Annotated in this window: 15 protein-coding genes and 1 pseudogene; 13 read left to right on the top strand and 3 right to left on the bottom strand. The window is 66.4% G+C overall.

Going from position 1 to position 18,098, the window contains the following annotated elements; genetic code table 11:
* Positions 1-134: 134 nt before the first annotated feature.
* The 9 genes and pseudogenes from ABC347_RS06585 (at position 135) to rutA (ending at position 7,894) form a co-directional block, all read left to right on the top strand.
* Positions 135-1,472 carry a pyruvate dehydrogenase complex dihydrolipoamide acetyltransferase gene (locus ABC347_RS06585; RefSeq protein WP_413244934.1) on the top strand — a complete coding sequence of 446 codons (1,338 nt, stop codon included), beginning with the start codon at positions 135-137 and terminating at the stop codon, positions 1,470-1,472.
* Positions 1,473-1,556: 84 nt separating this feature from the next.
* On the top strand, positions 1,557-1,769 hold the full coding sequence (locus ABC347_RS06580) for a hypothetical protein (protein ID WP_413244933.1): 213 nt from the start codon (positions 1,557-1,559) through the stop codon (positions 1,767-1,769).
* Positions 1,770-1,806: 37 nt separating this feature from the next.
* Positions 1,807-3,219: a dihydrolipoyl dehydrogenase gene (gene lpdA / locus ABC347_RS06575; protein ID WP_413244932.1), complete on the top strand. Its 1,413-nt coding sequence runs from the start codon at positions 1,807-1,809 to the stop codon at positions 3,217-3,219.
* Positions 3,219-4,148, top strand: coding sequence for an aminotransferase class IV (locus ABC347_RS06570; RefSeq protein WP_413244931.1), 930 nt, complete (start codon positions 3,219-3,221; stop codon positions 4,146-4,148). The genes lpdA and ABC347_RS06570 overlap by 1 nt, the downstream gene beginning before the upstream one ends.
* Positions 4,145-4,876: pseudogene (locus ABC347_RS06565) on the top strand (sulfotransferase-like domain-containing protein). The gene ABC347_RS06570 and the pseudogene ABC347_RS06565 overlap by 4 nt, the downstream one beginning before the upstream one ends.
* Before the next feature lie 45 nt (positions 4,877-4,921).
* The gene (gene rutB / locus ABC347_RS06560; protein ID WP_413244930.1) at positions 4,922-5,653 is read left to right on the top strand and encodes a pyrimidine utilization protein B; all 732 of its coding nucleotides are present in this window, start codon (positions 4,922-4,924) and stop codon (positions 5,651-5,653) included.
* A 9-nt stretch (positions 5,654-5,662) separates the two neighbouring features.
* The gene (gene rutC, locus ABC347_RS06555) at positions 5,663-6,043 is read left to right on the top strand and encodes a pyrimidine utilization protein C (RefSeq protein ID WP_413244929.1); all 381 of its coding nucleotides are present in this window, start codon (positions 5,663-5,665) and stop codon (positions 6,041-6,043) included.
* Positions 6,043-6,828, top strand: a complete 786-nt coding sequence (rutD, locus tag ABC347_RS06550) for a pyrimidine utilization protein D (RefSeq protein ID WP_413244928.1) — start codon at positions 6,043-6,045, stop codon at positions 6,826-6,828. The genes rutC and rutD overlap by 1 nt, the downstream gene beginning before the upstream one ends.
* Positions 6,829-6,832: 4 nt before the next feature.
* On the top strand, positions 6,833-7,894 hold the full coding sequence (gene rutA / locus ABC347_RS06545) for a pyrimidine utilization protein A (protein WP_413244927.1): 1,062 nt from the start codon (positions 6,833-6,835) through the stop codon (positions 7,892-7,894).
* A gap of 343 nt (positions 7,895-8,237) precedes the next feature.
* Here the strand turns inward: rutA and ABC347_RS06540 are convergent, their stop codons facing one another.
* On the bottom strand, positions 8,238-10,013 hold the full coding sequence (locus ABC347_RS06540) for an ABC transporter transmembrane domain-containing protein (protein WP_413244926.1): 1,776 nt from the start codon (positions 10,011-10,013) through the stop codon (positions 8,238-8,240).
* A gap of 151 nt (positions 10,014-10,164) precedes the next feature.
* Here ABC347_RS06540 and ABC347_RS06535 point away from each other — a divergent pair, with 151 nt between their 5' ends.
* From ABC347_RS06535 to dgcA, 3 genes are read left to right on the top strand one after another with little or no spacing between them, the layout of a single operon-like run.
* The gene (locus ABC347_RS06535; RefSeq protein WP_413247014.1) at positions 10,165-11,385 is read left to right on the top strand and encodes a polyhydroxyalkanoate depolymerase; all 1,221 of its coding nucleotides are present in this window, start codon (positions 10,165-10,167) and stop codon (positions 11,383-11,385) included.
* A complete protein-coding gene (locus ABC347_RS06530; protein WP_413244925.1) occupies positions 11,375-12,931 on the top strand; it encodes a hypothetical protein in 1,557 nt (518 codons plus the stop codon). The genes ABC347_RS06535 and ABC347_RS06530 overlap by 11 nt, the downstream gene beginning before the upstream one ends.
* 3 nt (positions 12,932-12,934) lie before the next feature.
* Positions 12,935-13,903 (top strand): N-acetyl-D-Glu racemase DgcA, encoded by a 969-nt coding sequence (gene dgcA / locus ABC347_RS06525; RefSeq protein WP_413244924.1) that lies wholly within the window; start codon positions 12,935-12,937, stop codon positions 13,901-13,903.
* A 78-nt stretch (positions 13,904-13,981) separates the two neighbouring features.
* Here dgcA and ABC347_RS06520 read toward each other — a convergent pair whose 3' ends face one another.
* Positions 13,982-14,464 (bottom strand): pyridoxamine 5'-phosphate oxidase family protein, encoded by a 483-nt coding sequence (locus tag ABC347_RS06520; protein WP_413244923.1) that lies wholly within the window; start codon positions 14,462-14,464, stop codon positions 13,982-13,984.
* A 283-nt stretch (positions 14,465-14,747) separates the two neighbouring features.
* Between ABC347_RS06520 and ABC347_RS06515 the strand changes: the two genes are divergently transcribed.
* Positions 14,748-16,073 (top strand): DEAD/DEAH box helicase, encoded by a 1,326-nt coding sequence (locus tag ABC347_RS06515; RefSeq protein WP_413244922.1) that lies wholly within the window; start codon positions 14,748-14,750, stop codon positions 16,071-16,073.
* 159 nt (positions 16,074-16,232) lie between these two features.
* On the opposite strand, the gene ABC347_RS06510 is transcribed toward ABC347_RS06515, so the two are convergent.
* Positions 16,233-18,068 (bottom strand): autotransporter domain-containing protein, encoded by a 1,836-nt coding sequence (locus ABC347_RS06510; RefSeq protein ID WP_413244921.1) that lies wholly within the window; start codon positions 18,066-18,068, stop codon positions 16,233-16,235.
* Between the last annotated feature and the right edge of the window lie 30 nt (positions 18,069-18,098).

Here is an 18,098-nt window from a genome sequence, read left to right as displayed (position 1 = left end):
CGCCCGCGGCCCCCCTGTCAGCCGGTGGACGGTGCGGCAAAGCGGGCGCTGCCGCAAGCGGGAGCCTTGACCTTTGGATGCCCGCAGGCCCAGAGACGGGGCGCCAACGGACCCCTTCAGAAAGGCCGATGCGGATGCCGATCGAGCTCAAGATGCCTGCCCTCTCGCCGACGATGGAGGAAGGCACGCTCGCCAAATGGCTCGTCAAGGAAGGCGATGCCGTGAAGTCGGGCGATATCCTCGCGGAGATCGAGACCGACAAGGCGACGATGGAATATGAGGCGATCGACGAGGGCACGATCGCCAAGCTCCTCGTGCCCGAAGGTAGCGACGGCGTGAAGGTCGGCACCGTGATCGCACTGATCGCGGAGGATGGCGAGGACGCATCGGAGGCCGCCGCCGCCAAGCCCGCGGCGAAGCAGCCCGAGCCGAAGCAGGCCGAGCCCGGCAAGACGCCTGCCGCGGACGCGAAGGCAGCCGCCCCCGCCAAGCCGGCGGATCCGGCGCCTGAGCAGAAGGCCGCCGCGGCCCCGGCCGCGACCGAAGGCGATCGCATCAAGGCCAGCCCGCTCGCCCGCCGGCTGGCGAAGGACCAGGGGATCGATCTCGCCGGCATCTCCGGCAGCGGACCCAATGGGCGCATCGTGAAGGCGGATCTGGAAGGTGCATCGGCAGCGCCCAAACCGGCGGAGGCCGCCGCTGCGGCACCTGCGGAGCAGTCCTCGTCGGCTGCGCCTGCCGCCGCCGCCAAGGCGGCGCCTGCCGCCGTTGCCGGCAGCGACATTCCGCACGAGACGGTCAAGCTCAGCAATATGCGCAAGACGATCGCGCGCCGGCTGACCGAATTGAAGCAGCAGGTGCCGCACATCTACCTCACGGTCGATATCCGCCTCGATGCGCTGCTGAAGCTGCGGGGCGAGCTGAACGAGGGGCTGGCGGCGCGTGGCGTGAAGCTGTCGGTCAACGATCTGCTGATCAAGGCGCTGGCGGTCGCGCTGGTGGAAGTGCCGGCCTGCAACGTTTCCTTCGCAGGCGATACGCTGCTGAAATATTCCCGCGCGGACATCTCGGTCGCGGTGTCGATTCCCGGCGGGCTGATCACGCCGATCGTCACGGGCGCCGATACCAAGAGCCTTTCGGCGATCGCCACAGAGATCAAGGATCTCGCCGCGCGCGCCAAGGACGGCAAGCTGCAGCCGCACGAATATCAGGGCGGCACCGCCAGCCTCAGCAATATGGGCATGTATGGGATCAAGCAGTTCGATGCCGTCATCAACCCGCCGCAGGCGATGATCCTCGCGATCGGCGCGGGTGAGCAGCGCCCCTGGGTGATCGACGGCAAGCTGGAGGTGGCGACGATCATGTCCGCAACCGGCAGCTTCGATCACCGTGCGATCGACGGTGCGGATGGCGCCGCGCTGATGGCGGCATTCAAGCGCCTGGTGGAATCGCCGCTTGCGATGCTGGCTTGAGGCGCGGGCGCGCGCGGGTTAGCGTGCACGGGTCAATCGCGGATGGGGGTCTGCATGGGCTTGGATCGCGGGAGGATCGGCTGAATGGCGCTGCTCAAGGCATTGGCCTTGGGTGCAATCGGCGCGATGGCGATGCCGTTCGTGCTGCGCAATGAGGCAGGTCTCATCCACGAACTGATGAGCTACTGGACCGTGCGGCCGGTGCCGGGCGAATTCGGGCTCATCTTCTCGGTCCCCGTCTTCCTGGTGGTCACCGGGTTCGGCTGGGTCCTGTTGAAAATCGCCGAGGACCGCTGACCAGGCGGCTGGCGGCGGAGAGTGGAAGGACAATCGATTGGCTGACACCTACGACCTGATCGTGCTGGGCTCGGGCCCCGGCGGCTATGTCGCGGCGATCCGCGCCAGCCAGCTCGGCCTGAAGACCGCGATCGTGGAGCGCGAGCGGCTGGGCGGCATCTGCCTCAACTGGGGCTGCATCCCCACCAAGGCGCTGCTGCGCTCGTCCGAAATCTATCATTACATGACTCACGCCGCGGCGTACGGCCTGTCGGCGGAAAAGCCGTCCTTCGATCTGGCCAAGGTCGTCGATCGCAGCCGCAAGGTCGCCGGCCAGCTGAATGCCGGCGTCAAGGGCCTGATGAAGAAGAACAAGATCACCGTCGTCGAAGGCGTCGGCACGCTCACGGACAAGGGCAAGCTTTCCGTGAAGCAGGGCGATCAGACGGTGGAGCTGGCCGCGAAAGATATCATCATAGCCACCGGTGCCCGCGCCCGCGATCTGCCGTTCGCCAAGGCGGATGGCGACCGGATCTGGACCTATCGCCATGCGATGACGCCATCGGTGATGCCCACCAGGCTGCTGGTCATCGGATCGGGCGCGATCGGCGTCGAATTCGCCAGCTTCTATTCGGACATGGGTGCCGAGGTCACGATCGTCGAGATGCTCGACCGCATCCTGCCGGTCGAGGATGCCGAAGTCAGCGATTTCATGGAAAAGGCGCTGACCAAGCAGAAGCTGACGATCATGACCGGGGCCGGCGTCGAGAAGCTGGAAGCCGGCAAGGATGGCGTGAAGGCCACGATCAAGGGCAAGGACGGGAAGTCCGCGACCAGCGATTTCAGCCATGTCATCGTCGCGGTCGGCATCGTGCCGAACACCGAGAATATTGGGCTCGAGGCGCTGGGCGTGAAGGCGGAACGCGGCCACATCACGATCGACAAGTTCTGCAAGACCAATGTCGACGGCATCTGGGCGATCGGCGACGTCACGGGCGCGCCCTGGCTTGCCCACAAGGCCAGCCACGAAGGTGTGATCGCGGCCGAGGCGATCGCGCAGAAGCAGGGCAACAAGGATGTCCACCCGCACGCGCTGGACGTGCGCAACATTCCGGGCTGCACCTATTCGCGCCCGCAGGTCGCCTCGGTCGGCTATACCGAGGCGAAGGCCAAGGAGGCCGGCCATCAGGTGAAGGTCGGCAAATTCCCCTTCATCGGCAACGGCAAGGCGATCGCGCTGGGCGAGGCGGAAGGCTTCGTGAAGACGGTGTTCGATGCCAAGACCGGCGAGCTGCTTGGCGCGCACATGATCGGTGCGGAAGTGACCGAGCTGATCCAGGGCTATGTCGTCGGCCGCCAGCTGGAGACGACCGAGGAAGAGCTGATCGCCACCGTGTTCGCGCATCCCACGCTCAGCGAGATGATGCACGAAAGCGTGCTGTCGTCCGAGGGTCGCGCGATCCACTTCTGATGCCGGATCACGCGACCGGAACGCATGTCTTCACGCCCGATCCGCGCAATGATGCGGTGCTGATCGATGTCAACGGCACGCTGTTCCCGCGGGCGGAGGCGAAGGTCTCGGTCTTCGATTCCGGCTTCATGCTGGGCGATGGCGTGTGGGAGGGGTTGCGCGTCCATCGCGGGCGTATCGCCTTCCTCGATCGCCATCTCGATCGGCTGTGGCAGGGCGCCAAGGCGATCGCGATGGATATCGGCATCGATCGCGCGGCGCTCGTCGATCGTTTGCGCAACGTCCTCAAGGCGAACGCGATGGACGGGGAAGGCGTCCATATCCGGCTGATGGTCACGCGCGGTATCCGGTCGACCCCCTATCAGGATCCGCGCGTGGTGATCTCGCCCGCGACGATCGTCATCATCCCCGAATGGAAGACGCCCGCGCCCGGCACGGCGGAGCGGATGCTGAACCTGTTCACCGTCCATGTCCGCCGCGGCTTTCCGGACGTGCAGGATCCCAAGCTCAATTCGCACAGCAAGCTGAACTGCATCACCGCCTGCATCCAGGCCGCGCAGGCCGGCGCGGACGAGGCGCTGATGCTCGATCCGCACGGCTTCGTCGCCACCTGCAACTCGACCCATTTCTTCATCGTGCGCGGCGGCGAGGTGTGGACCTCGACCGGCGACTATTGCCTCGACGGCATCACCCGGCGGATCGTGATCGAGACCGCGCGGGCGGCGGACATTCCTGTGTTCGAGCGCAATTTCTCGCTGACCGACGTCTATGGCGCGAATGAGGCATTCACGACCGGCACCTTCGCCGGGCTGGCCCCGGTCGGCCGGATCGATGGGCGCGTAATCGGCACGGCACGCGGGCCGATGGTCGAGCGGCTGCAGGGCCTTTATCGCGCCGCGGTGGAGGCGGATATCGAGGCGCGGGGATGACGATCCGGATCGCGATGTGGTCCGGCCCGCGCAACATCTCGACCGCGCTGATGCGGAGCTTCTCCAGCCGTTCCGACACCGCGGTCAGTGACGAGCCCTTCTATGGCTGCTTCCTGAAACAGACCGGGGACGACCATCCGATGCGGGATGACGTGATCGGCGCGATGGATTGCGACTGGCGTTCCGTCGCGATGGCGTTGTCCGGGCCGGCACCGCACGGTCGCCCGATCTGGTACCAGAAGCATATGACCCACCACATGGTCGGTCTTCTGGCGCCGGACGATCTGGCGGGGCTGACCCATGCCTTCCTGATCCGCGATCCGGCGCGTGTCGTCGCTTCCTACGCCGCGAAGCGCGAAACGGCGGCCGCTGCCGATCTCGGCTTTGCCGCGCAGCGCGCTTTCTTCGATCGCGTCGCGGATCGGCTCGGCCATGCGCCGCCGGTGATCGAATCGGCGGATGTGCTGCGCGATCCGGCCGGCATGCTGACGGCGCTGTGCGGGGCGCTGGGGATCGCCTAGGATCCGGCGATGCTCGCCTGGCCGGCAGGCCGGCATCCCGACGATGGGGTATGGGCGGCACACTGGTATGGCCGGGTCGAGGCCAGTACGGGCTTCGAGGGGCGGGAAGGGGCGATGCCCGCGCTGCCGGCCGAGCTTTCCCGCGTCGCCGACGCCTGTCGCGCCGATTATCAGGCGATGGCCGCGCACCGGTTGTCACCGGGCTGAGACGGCGGGGTTGCCAGCGGCGGCGCTGCCCGTCACCTTCCGGGGATGACAGCGCAGCGCATCGTCGAACGGCCCGGAAGCGATCTCCCCGGAAGCGTGGCCCTTCCGGCCCGGCCGGAGCCGATCCGCATCTCACCCGCCGATACTGCGGTGATCGTGATCGACATGCAGAATGCCTATGCCTCGCCCGGCGGCTATGTCGATCTGGCGGGGTTCGACATTGCCGGCGCCGCCGGCACGATCGGCCGGATCGCGCAGGTGCTGTCGACCGCACGTGCCGCCGGCATGCCGGTCATCTACCTCCAGAATGGCTGGGACGCGGACTATGTCGAGGCGGGTGGCCCGGGATCGCCCAACTGGCACAAGTCGAACGCGCTGAAGACGATGCGGGCCCGCACCGAGCTCGCCGGGCAGCTGCTGGCGCGTGGCGGCTGGGATTATGATCTGGTCGATGCGCTCGCGCCGCAGCCCGGCGATATCCGGCTGCACAAGACACGCTATTCGGCCTTCTTCAATTCACAGCTTGATAGCGTGCTGCGCGCGCGTGGCGTCCGCACGCTTGTCTTCGTCGGCATTGCGACCAACGTCTGCGTGGAATCGACGCTGCGCGACGGGTTTCACCTCGAATATTTCGGGGTGATGCTGGAAGATGCCACCCATCATCTCGGGCCGGACTTCATCAAGCAGGCCACGGTCTACAATGTCGAGCGCTTCTTCGGCTGGGTTTCCACTGTCGCCGATTTCTGCGGAGCGGTCGGCCAGCAATCCCGAACCTGAGGAGCGACGATGCCGTTCGAACCGATCAACCCGCCGCAATGCCCGACTCCGATCGCGCCCTATTCGGCCGGCGCGAAGGCAGGGAACACCGTCTATGTCTCCGGCGTGCTGGCGCTGGGCGAGGGGGGCGCCGTGCTCCATGTCGGCGATGCGGCCGCGCAGACCCGGCATGTGCTGGACGTGATCAGGGTCACGCTGGAGGCCGCCGGCGCGACGTTGGCGGACGTGGCGATGAACCACATCTTCTTGAAGGACCTCGCCGATTACGCCGCCTTCAACGCGGTCTATGCGGAGTATTTCCCGGGCGCGAAGCCGGCGCGCTACTGCATCAGGGCTGATCTCGTGAAACCGGACTGCTTGGTCGAGATCGCGAGCGTCGCGCACCTCTGATGCCACGAGCGGAAGGGCTTCACTACGAGGAGCAGGGGCCGGCCGACGGTCCGCCGCTGATCTTGTCGAGCGGGCTTGGCGGCTCGGCAAGCTACTGGACACCGAACCTTTCCGCCTTGGCCGAGCGATTCCGCGTCATCACCTATGATCATCGCGGGACGGGGCGGAGCGACCGGAATCTCCCGGCGGCCGTCTCGTTGGCCGATCTGGGCAACGACATGCTCATGCTCGCTGACGCGCTGCGGCTGGAGACCGTCGCGATCTGTGGACATGCGATCGGCGGGATGGCGGCGCTCGAAGCCGTGCGCGCGGCGCCGGATCGCATCGATCAGGTCGTCGTGATCAACGGCTGGGCCAGCCTCGATCCGCAAACCAATCGCTGCTTCGACGTTCGCCTGACGCTGCTGCGCAAGGCTGGCGCGGCGGCATATCTCGAAGCGCAGCCGCTGTTTCTGTTCCCGCCCGATTGGCTGTCCGATCACGATGCGCAGTTGCGTGCGGAAAGCGCGCATCACCTGGCCAGCTGGCCCGGCGACGCGGTGGTGGAAAAGCGTGTCGCTGCTGCACGCGCGTTCGACTGCCGGGACTGGGCTGACACGGTTGCCGCGGACGTGCTGCTCTACGCGGCGCGTGACGATCTGCTCGTCCCCTGCGTCAATTCGACCCGCTTGCAGGCCTTGTTGCCCAATGCGCGCAGTGTGCAGCGGTCATGGGGCGGGCATGCCGTGAATGTCACGGATCCGGATGCCGTCAACCGGGGCATTCTCGATTTTTTGAGGAGCTAAGCCAATGCAGGTCGGCGTGTTCGTCCCCATCAACAATAATGGCTGGCTGATCAGCGAAAACAGCCCGCAATATCTGCCCAGCTTCGATCTTAACAAGCAGATCGCATTGAAGGCCGAAGAACATGGTCTCGATTTCCTGTTGTCGATGATCAAGCTGCGCGGTTTCGGCGGCAAGACCGAATTCTGGGAATATGGTCTGGAAAGCTTCACGCTGATGGCAGGGCTGGCGGCGGTGACCGAGCGGATCAAGATCTATGCCACCTGCCCGACGCTGATCATCCCGCCGGCGTTCGCCGCGCGAATGTGCAACACCATCGACAGCATAAGCCATGGCCGCTTCGGGCTAAACCTTATCACCGGCTGGCAACGCCCTGAATATAGCCAGATGGGGCTGTGGCCCGGCGACGAGCATTTCCGCAACCGGTACAAGATGCTCGACGAATATGCCCGCATCCTGCGCGAGCTTTGGGAAAGTGGCCGCAGCGATTTCAAAGGCGATTATTACCGGATGGAGGATTGCCTCGTCCGCCCGAAGCCGGAAGGCGAGATGAAGATCATCTGCGCGGGTTCGTCCGACGAGGGCCTAGCCTTCTCCGCCAAGTGGGCAGACTACGCCTTCTGCCTGGGCAAGGGCGTCAACACGCCGACCGCCTTCGCCTCCAACAATGAACGGCTGGCTGCGGCGACCGCGAAAACCGGCCGCGCCGTCTCCGTCTTCGTGCTCGTCATGATCATCGCCGATGAAACCGACGACGCCGCGATGGCCAAATGGAAATCCTATAATGACGGCGTCGATCTCGACGCGATCGCATGGCTTGCCGATCAGGGTGCTGCCGACAAACACAACGCCACCACCAATGTCCGACAGCTCGCCGCGCCCGAAGGTGCCGTCAACATCAACATGGGTACGCTGGTGGGGAGCTATCAGAGCGTGGCCCGCATGCTCGACGAGATGGCCGAAGTGCCGAACACGGGCGGCGTGCTGCTGACCTTCGACGATTTCGTGAAGGGCGTCGATGATTTCGGCACCCGCATCCAGCCATTGATGAAGAGCCGTGTGCACTGACCGCAAGACAAGAAAATTGGGGGAGAGCTGCGATAACTCGCGCTCGATCCCCCATCGTCTCCCGTGCCGGTGCCGGTCTTACCGGCGGCACCTCTCCCCGCTTATGCTATGATTGTGGCTCGGTCGGACAAGCGCGCCGTAACGGAAGCTTCTACCGAAAGGAAGAGGGCGGCGACGCATTTTGACGGTGGTGAATTAGTTGCAAATCTCAACTGATCATTGTGCAGTGCAATAGAAAAATCGCTGCAGATCAGGCTTCGACGTTATAAAGCTGTTTCAACGTCTCTTTCGCTCAATAAAACGGCTTGCCTGCCACAACGCTGCATTGCAGCAAGGCGCCTAATCAAGCCGCGATCCCGTCGAACTGCAATCGGGCGAGGCGTGCATAAAGTCCGCCCTGTGAGGATAATGCGTTGTGGTTGCCCTCTTCCACGATTCGCCCGTCTTCCATCACGATGATGCGATCGGCCGCCCGGACGGTCGCCAGCCGGTGTGCGATCACGATCGTGGTCCGCCCGGTCATCAGCCGTTCGAGTGCGCCCTGCACGAGCCGCTCGGATTCCGCATCGAGCGCGGAGGTCGCTTCATCCAGCAGCAGCAGCGGTGCATCACGCAGCAGGGCGCGCGCGATCGCGATCCGCTGGCGCTGCCCGCCCGACAGGCGTGCGCCGCCTTCGCCCAGGAAGGTATCGAGCCGGTCGGGCAGCGCGCGCAGGAAATCGGCGGCATTCGCGGCCTCGGCAGCAGCCCAGATCCGGTCGTCGTCGGCAGACCAGTCCCCGTAACGCAGATTATCGCGCGCGGAGGCGCCGAACAGCACTGTCTCCTGCGGCACCATCGCGATCCGCGCGCGGACGGCGGCCGGGTCGGCTTCGCGCAAATCGATCCCGTCCATCCGGACGACGCCCGATTGCGGATCGTAAAAGCGCTGAGCCAGCTGGAACAGCGTGGTCTTTCCGGCGCCGGACGGACCGACGACCGCGATCATCTCCCCAGGCTCCACCGCCAGGCTCAGCCCGTCGAGCGCCGCATGCTCAGGCCGCGTGGGATAGCGGAAGCCGACATCCTCGAAGCTCAGCCGCCCGCTTGCCGGCGTCGGCAAGGCGCGCGGTTCGGCCGGTGCCCGGATCTCCGGCAATTCGGACAGCAACTCCGCCAGCCGACCGGCCGCACCCGCACCACGCAGCAGATCGCCATAGACTTCGGTCAGCGCGCCGAAGGCACCCGCCACGAACACCCCGGCCAGCATGAATGCGGCCAGCGATCCACCCGATAGCCGGCCGGCAGCGACATCGCTCGCGCCCTGCCACATAACCAGCGTGATCGATCCGAATACCAGCGTGATCACGATCGCAGTCATCACCGCGCGCAGCTTGATCCGTTTGCGGGCAGTGGCGAATGCGGCTTCGGCGGCGCCGCGGAACCGCCCCGCCTCGCGCTCTTCCTGCCCGAACGCCTGCACGATCTTCATCGCGCCCAGCGTTTCGGAAACCATCGCGCCGACATCGGCGATCCGATCCTGGCTGGCGCGCGAAAGCACGCGGAGCTTGCGCCCGATCACGACGATCGGCACAATCACCAGCGGAATTACCAGCAGCAGCAGCCCGGTAAGCTTCGGCGCCAGCGCGAACAGATAGATCACGCCGCCGACGCCCAACACCAGGTTGCGCAGCGCGACCGATATGGTGGTGCCGACGATCTGCTCGACGATCGCGGTATCCGCGGTCAGCCGGGACGCGATCTCGGACGGACGGTTCTCCTCGAAGAAGCGCGGCGCCAGCGTCAGCAGATTGCGATGCACCGCGGCGCGCAGATCGGCCACCACCCGCTCGCCCAACCAACTGACGAAGTAGAAGCGCAGCGCCGTCGCCAGCGCGAGCACACCCACGATCATCAGCAGATAGTGGAAATACGGGCCGACCGCGGCACCGTCGGTCGCGAAGCCGCGATCGATGATCCGTTGCAGCCGCTGCGGGATCGCCAGCGTGGCGCCCGCCGCCGCCAGCAGCGAAAGCCCTGCGCAGACGATCCGGCCCGGGTATCGCGCGGCGAAGCTGCCGATCAGCCGCAGGTTGCCGATGTTGCGGTCGGCCCCGCTGGCTTTGGCGTCTTCCCCCATCCATCACCGGTTAGCAGCGCGGCGGCTGCGCCTCAATGGCAAGCGTGCCGGATCGGAACTACCGCACCGCAGCGTCGGTTTGCGTCTGCAGGAAAAAAGGCGATACTGTTCCGAAATGTTCGCGGCCGATGCCGCATGCCAAGGATCGACCATGCTCTACGACGCCTATGAGATGCAGCGTTCCTGGCTGGCGGGGGCGAGCGCATTCGCAACGCTCGGCGCGGAATGGTGGCAGAACCCGGCCAATCCGATGTCCTACACGCGAATGGGGCCGATGGTCGCCTCCGGGCTCGATGTGTTCGCGCATGCATCGGCCACCCGCGGCAAGCCTGCCTTCCGCCTGCCCACCACCGTCGTCGACGGGAACGAGGTTGCGGTGGTCGAGGAGATCGTGCTGCAGAAGCCGTTCGGCCAGCTCAAGCATTTTCGCCGGGAAGGCGTCGAAGGCGGGCCGAAGCTGCTGATCGTGGCACCGATGTCGGGCCATTATGCGACGCTGCTGCGCGGCACTGTCGAGCGGATGTTGCCCGGCCATGATGTCTACATCACCGATTGGCGCGATGCGAAGCTGGTGCCGCTGGCGGACGGGACGTTCGGTCTCGACGACTATATCGATTATCTGATCGAGTTCCTCGAGCATATCGGCCCGGACGCGCACATGCTGGCGGTGTGCCAGCCGACCGTGCCGGCCTATGCCGCTGTCGCACTGATGTCGGCGGACGGCCATGCCTGCCTGCCGCGCACGCTGACCATGATGGGCGGACCGATCGATACCCGCGAGGCGCCGACGACGGTCAACACGGTCGCGACCCAGCGCCCGCATGCCTGGTTCGAGCAGAATGTGATCGCCACCGTGCCCTTCTATTATCCGGGGGGCGGCCGGCGCGTCTATCCGGGCTTCCTGCAGCTGGCCGGCTTCATGGCAATGAACCTCGGCAACCACCTCGTCAGCCATTGGGGCATGTTCAAGCATCTTGTCGACGGTGATGGCGAGAGCGCTGAATCGACCAAGGAATTCTACGACGAATACCGCTCGGTCTGCGACATGGATGCAGCCTTCTATCTCGAGACGATCGATGTCGTGTTCCAGCAGCATGCGCTGCCCCGCGGCGAGATGATGTACCGCGGCCGCAAGGTCGATCCCGGCGCGATCGCCAAGACCGCACTTTTGGCGATCGAAGGCGAACGCGACGATATCTCGGGTATCGGCCAGACGAAGGCTGCACTGAACATCGCCACGGCATTGCCCGAGGACCGTAAGCAGTATCTCCTCGCCGAAAAGGTCGGCCATTATGGCATCTTCAACGGCCGCCGCTGGCGCGAGATGATCGCCCCCGTGGTCGAGAGCTGGATCGCGGACCATGCGGCATGATGTGTTGCGCGGCGCGCTGATCGGGGCGGCGCTGATCGCTGCGCCGGCGATTGCTGCCCCAAGCCTTCCGTCCACGCTCCGCCCGGCTGCGCCACCGTCGGGCGACGTCGCCTCGACGTTGGCTCAGGCGATCGAACTTGGTCGCAAGGGAGATTGCCAGGGCGCATTGGCGCTGCTGGATCCGCTGTCCAGACGATTGCCCCCGGGCGATGATCGCAATCGTACCGATCTGTTGCGGCTGGGCTGCCTGGGCCCGGCAGATCGGGTGGCCGAGATCGCGCCGCTGCAACGCGCGCTTGCCGAAGCGATCCCGAAGAACGGCGTCGTGCGCAGTTATGGCGTCATGGCGGCTGCGCTTGGCGGGCGCTTCGCGGATGCGGGCGAGCAGCTTGCCGGGCTGGCGGAGGAGGATCCCGCCTCGCTGCGCATGATCTCCGGCGAAGTCTGGCGCGGCATCGTCCAGAAGCTGACCGAGGAGGATCGCTTCCCGCTGCGCGATCGCCTGTTCATCGCGCTGGCCCGGGCCGACTGGCAGCCCACCGATCGCCCCGAACTGCGTGACAGCGTGGCGCAGGGTGCGATCGATGCGCTGCTCGACCGCAAGGAAGTGGCCGAGGCTGAACTGCTGCTGCCGCGGATCGAGATGCCTGAAATCCTGTTCTCGATGGCGACCGAGCGGCAATATCAGCCGTTGTGGCCGGCGATCGAAGCGCGGATGGGCCCAGCCTCCGGCCGGGTCGTGGATCGCTTCGCAGCGCAGCAACTGGCGGCGTTCACCACATCGCCCGATGATCCGCGCGTGCGGCGCGATACGATCCGCGCCTTCATCCTGCTCGGCCGCTATGCCGAGGCGGGCGAACTGGCCGACGGCATCGCGATTGGCCCGGGCATGAGCGAGGATGCCGTTCGCAGCGTCCTGTATCATGGCCAGGCGCTGGCCGCGCTCGGGCGGCGCGATGCGGCGATCGCTCTGGTCCGCCCGTTCGGCGCGCTCGACATCAAGACCGCAGGGCCCGGCGTCGCGGGCGTCGTCAACTTGGCCGAACTGCTCGATGAGGCCGGCCAGCCGGACGAGGCGCTGGCGGTCGCAAGGCGTGCTCTGGCGGGCGAGGACAGCGCGCTGAGCCCATGGGGGCGCGGCTGGCTGCGCCGGACCGAGGTATGCGCGCTGAGTGCGCTGGGCCGATCGGCGGATGTGCGCGCCGCCAGCGACGCGATCAAGGCGACCGCCAGCGAGAACGAACCCGCCGCAATCGAGGCGTTGCTGTGCGCGAACCGCGCCGACGAGGCCGCGGCGCTGGCGATCAAGACCCTGGGGACACGCGAAGGCGCCAGTAACGTCGCCGATCAGTTCCAGCCCGAGGGGGCGTTGTGGGCGCCTGCGAAATCCCGATTGCGCGCGCTGTGGGAGCCGTTGCTGGCCCGAGCGGACGTGAAGGCCGCCTTCGAACGCTCCGCCCGGATCCTGCCGCAGCCGCTCTGGCCCGCGCGGCAGCCACGCCCGATCCCGCGCGTGCCTGGCGCCGATCCCAACAGCACGACCTGATCGGTGCTGCTCGAGGCCCGCGTGGAACGATGGCCGGTCGCAGGCGCGTTCACGATCGCGCGCGGCGCGAAGACGCATGTCGATGTCGTCATCTGTGAAGCCAGCCGTGACGGCGTAATCGGCCGTGGCGAGGCCACCGCCATCTACTATCATGGGGAAAGCGCCGAAAGCGTCGTCGCGCAAATCCTGGCGCTTGGCCCGGTACCCGATCGGGAAGCGTTACAGGCAATGCTGCCGCGTGGAGCCGCGCGCAATGCCGCGGACGCGGCGCTGTGGGATTGGGAGGGGAAGCGGCTCGGCCAGCCAGTCTGGGCGCTCGCCGGGCTCGATCCGCCGGCACCCCTGGTGACTGCCTACACGATCTCGCTGGCCGATCCTGAAACAATGGAGGCCCGGGCTGCCGCCGCGGCGCCGCTCTATCCGCTGCTCAAGCTGAAACTGGCGGGAGAGGGGGATCTCGCACGGGTCACAGCGGTCCGCCGCGGCGCGCCTGACGCTCGCCTGATCGTCGACGCCAACGAAGCCTGGACCGGGCGCGACATCGCCGCCGAAGCGAGCGCGATGGCGGACCTGGGCGTCGAACTGATCGAGCAGCCGGTCACCGCCGGCCATGATGCCTTGCTCGATGGCGTGGTTTCGCCAGTGCCCTTGTGCGCGGACGAGAGCCTGCAGGATCGCAGCGATCTGCCACGCTGCGTTGGTCGCTATACGGCGATCAACATCAAGCTCGACAAGGCAGGTGGCCTTACCGAAGCGCTCGCACTGCGCGCTGCGGCGCGCTCCGCCGGGCTCGACGTGATGGTCGGCTGCATGCTTTCCACCTCACTCGGGGTGGCGCCGGCGTTCCTTGCGGGCCAGGGCGCACGTTGGGTCGATCTCGATGGGCCGCTGTTGCTGGCGGAAGACCGGGTGCCGGGCTTCACCTTCGATGGCGGCACGATGAACCCTGCCGGGGAAACGCTTTGGGGCTGAGCCGCCGACGGCGGTGGCGTCATCGGAAACGTAATGGCGAGGGGGCCACCACGCCGGCGGCGGCCCCCGGTTCGATTGTTAAAGCGAGACTTCGGCCACCTTGCCCTCGTAATCCTTCTTCGGATCGCGGCCGAGCAGCGTCTTGATCCCGGCGAACAGCGACGATTCGTTCAACCAGATCTGCGCGCGCTCGCCATCGAGGCGCAGCAGACGGAGCTTGGGATCGTCGCGGCCACCTTCGAACCAGGCGGCGACGAACGGATTCCACAGCCGGTCGATCACCGCCTCGTCGGTTTCCAGTCCCAGTGATCCATGCACGCTGGCAAACAGATCATGGCCCTTGTCGGCGAAGGTCGCGATCGCACGGTGGCTCTCGCCCATCGATCCCAGAATGCTGTTGTCGCTGGCGCAGAAGAAATAGATCGGGCCGCCTTCATGCTCGAACTGCGCGGTCATCGGCTGGGTATGGCCGTCGCGTGCACCGTCCAGCCCCAGCATCATCGTGCGGTCGGACTTCAGCTGCTTCCAAAAGCGCTCTTCGATTTCTGCGTCGGTGGCCATGCCTGATCTCCTTGATTGCGGCTTGGAAACGGGCGGGGCGGGGCCGCGTTCCACGCCCGGCCTTGATCCCGCCCCAATCATCGGCCATATGCGTAGCAGCATCGGCGGCCTTTGGATGGCCGCGGGTATCGAGCGGCGTGAACGCCTGTCCCATCCATCGGGCAGGGTCGGCTCCCCCGGCAAGCGATGCGCCCGAAGGCTTCCCTTTTCACGCGGGTCGTCAGAACCCGCCTGCGCGCTGCCCAACCGGCCGCGCCGCACGCCTTATTGCGAAAGTCATATCGTGACCAAATTCACCGACCTTCATCTGGCCGAGCCGTTGATCCGCGCGCTGGCCGCCAAGGGCTATGATACGCCCACGCCGATCCAGGCGCAGGCGATCCCGCCGCTGCTGGACGGCAAGGATCTGTGCGGCATCGCGCAGACCGGCACCGGCAAGACCGCTGCGTTCGCGCTGCCCTCGATCCAGCGGCTGGCGGAAAATCCGCGCCCGCGTCCGCCCGGCGGCTGCCGCATGCTGGTGCTGTCGCCGACGCGCGAGCTGGCCAGCCAGATCGCCGAGAGCTTCGTCGCCTATTCGAAGTTCCTGCGCCTGTCCGTCCTTACCGTGTTCGGTGGCGTGCCGATCGGCCGCCAGATGCGCGCGCTTGGGCCGGGCGTCGATGTGCTCGTCGCCACGCCGGGCCGCCTGCTCGATCTGATCGACCAGCGCGCGCTCTCGCTGCGCAACGTCGAGATCTTCGTGCTCGACGAAGCCGATCAGATGCTTGATCTGGGCTTCATCCATGCGCTGAAGCGGATCGATCAGCTGCTGCCGAAGAAGCGCCAGTCGCTGTTCTTCTCGGCAACCATGCCCAAGACGATCGCGGAACTGGGCGATCGCTTCCTCACTGATCCGGTCAAGGTTTCGGTCGCGCCGCAGTCGACCACGGCGGAGCGGGTCGAGCAGTTTGCCACCTTCGTCAACCAGTCCGAGAAATCGGCGTTGCTGATCATGAAGCTGCGGTCCGAACCGGTCGAGCGTGCGCTCGTCTTCACCCGTACCAAGCATGGCGCGGACAAGGTCGTGAAGCATCTGAACGCGGCCGGCATCGGTGCGGAGGCGATCCATGGTAACAAGAGCCAGCCGCAGCGCGAACGGACGATGGCGGCGTTTCGCTCCGGATCGATCAAGATCCTGATCGCGACCGATATCGCTGCACGAGGCATCGATGTCGGCGGGGTCAGCCACGTCTTCAATTTCGAACTGCCGAACGTTGCCGAGCAATATGTCCACCGCATCGGTCGCACCGCGCGTGCTGGCGCGGCGGGCATCGCGATGGCGTTCGTGGCCGACGACGAGCGGCCGTTCCTGCGCCAGATCGAGAAGTTGACGCGCGTGAAGCTCGATATCCTGCCGCTGCCCGAGAATTTCCTCGAGGAGCGCGCCAAGCTGCCGAAGCCGGCGCCATCGACCCGCGACGAAGGTCCGCGTCGCGATGCCGGTCGCGGCGGTCCCCGCGGTGCCCGTCCGGCCGAGGGGGGCGAGCCCAAGCGCCGCTTCCCGCCGCGCCGTTCGGGCAGCGTCGGCGCGCACAAGGGCGCGGTGCGCCGCACCGGCACGCGCTGACGCTTAATAGGGATCGGTTCAGCGCGAACCGATCCCCAGCCACCCCTTCGCCATGAGCCTGTCGAAGGGTCGTTCTTCTTCATTCCCGATGACAGAAGAGGAACGGTGCTTCGACGGGCTCAGCACGAACGGCGCAGGTTGACCGCTTGCAGCTCCCGATCAGAAAGCCACGCGAACGCCTGCGAACAGGCTGGCGTCATCGCCCTCGTCGCGCGCGAAGCTGCCCTTGAGATCGAGATCGAGCGAAACGCCACCGCCGATCGCCGCGGACAGACCGCCTGCAACCTCGCCATAGACATCGCGTGAGGTACGCGGGATGCCGAAGCTGTTGACGATGGTCGGCGCAGTCGTCGGCGCATAGCGGATCAGACGGCCGTCGCCTTCGAAATCCTTGGCGGCGCTAACCCGGATCCACGGCATCACGCCATCCGAGAAACGATGCCGCAGCTCCGCGCCTGCGGTGCCGACCAGTGCCTTCAGCCGCTGGCGGGACACGATCAGCGATGCGGCGGGATCGCCCGTTTCGGTGTAGCCGTCGACCTTGGTCCTGGCATAAGCCGCGCCGACGACCGGGCCGAACCGCGTCGTCTCGCTGCCAAACAGGAAGCCCGCGCGTCCGCCCAGGCCGACCGTGTCGGCATCGGGGCTGGCGACCAGCGGATCCATCACGCCCTGCCGGCGCAGATCCAGCTTGTGCTTGCTGTAGCCGCCATGGCCCTGAGCGAAGATGCCGCCCTGATCGAAGCCGGCATAGCCGCCGATCGAATAGCTGTCCGCCCGGATCCGGGTCGCGCCGAAGCCTTGCGCCTTACCGCGGGTATAGCCGACGCCGACGCCGAAGATGCTGTTCTCGCCACTGAATTCGACGCCGCCGGCCGCACCGGTCGCATCATAGTCATAGGCATCGCTGCTGGCATCGGCATCGCGGTCGCCGCGATAGCCGGTGAAGACCAGCCAGGCGGCCAGCCCGGCCGCGCCGTCGCGCCCGCGCGCCAGATCGGTCCGGCCGTCCAGCACGCGCTGGAACGCCTGTGCGGATTTCTGCGGCAGATCGGCCGCGGCACGGAAGCTGTACGGGGCTGTGAGCTGGTTGATCGCATATTGGCCGACCAGCGTGAATGCAGACGACGTCAGATGAACACCGTCGACATAGAAGAAATACTGGCTCTGCAGCGTCGGGCTGGCGACGCAGGCCGCGCCGGGGCAGGCATTGACGACATCGGCGAAGCCGAACCGCGCCGGGTTGGCGCGCACCACATCGCCGATCGTGGTGATATCGACATAGGCCACCGTCACGCCGGATGCCGCGATCGTCGACAGCGTGGATTGCATCCGGCTGTTATAGGCGCGGCTGAATGCGGTGCCGATCGAGGCATTGGCCTGGCCGATCGCTTCGGGCAGTTGGCCGACATCGCCTGCCGTGAACACCACGGTGCGCGCGCCGCGGCCGACCAGCGCGTTGATCCCGGCGCTTGCCTGTGCGGCGACGACCGTCGCTGCCGCATCGACTCCGGCCAGCGTTCCGCCCGAAAGGCGATAGGCGCGGGCATCGTTGCCGCCGATCGACACTGCCAGCAGATCGCGCGCGCCGAAGCTCTGCCCGGTGCCGACGAAGCTCTGCCACTGCTGCTGGAAGCCGGGCACGCCGGGGGCGACCACGTTGGTCGATCCGGCCTGCGATCCACCGATCGCATAGTTTACCTGCGGCGTGCCGTAATAGGTGGATAGCGTATCGACGAAATTGGTGCCGCCGGAGAAGCGCCCGGTCGGATAGACTGCCGGCACCGGCTGGCCGGTCAACCGGAACAGGTTGCCGATGTCGGCATAGCTGTCTCCGAACGCCACGACCCGATCGAAGGACGGGCCGGTAATGTCGACTCCGGTGGCGGGGGCGGCGGGCAACGTCGTCGGCGTGATCTGGGCTAGCGCGGGGGTGGCGGCCAGGGCGGCGCCGGCCGTCAGCAGGCGCAGCGCAAGGCGAAACTCGCTCGGCATCATCTCTCTCCCGTTCGGCACCGGCTTCTG

The organism is Sphingomonas canaveralia, from assembly GCF_047238125.1.
GTDB lineage: Bacteria > Pseudomonadota > Alphaproteobacteria > Sphingomonadales > Sphingomonadaceae > JBDFMH01.
The sequence above is the reverse complement of the archived record's forward strand: the minus strand, read 5'-3'. Positions and strand labels throughout refer to the sequence as shown.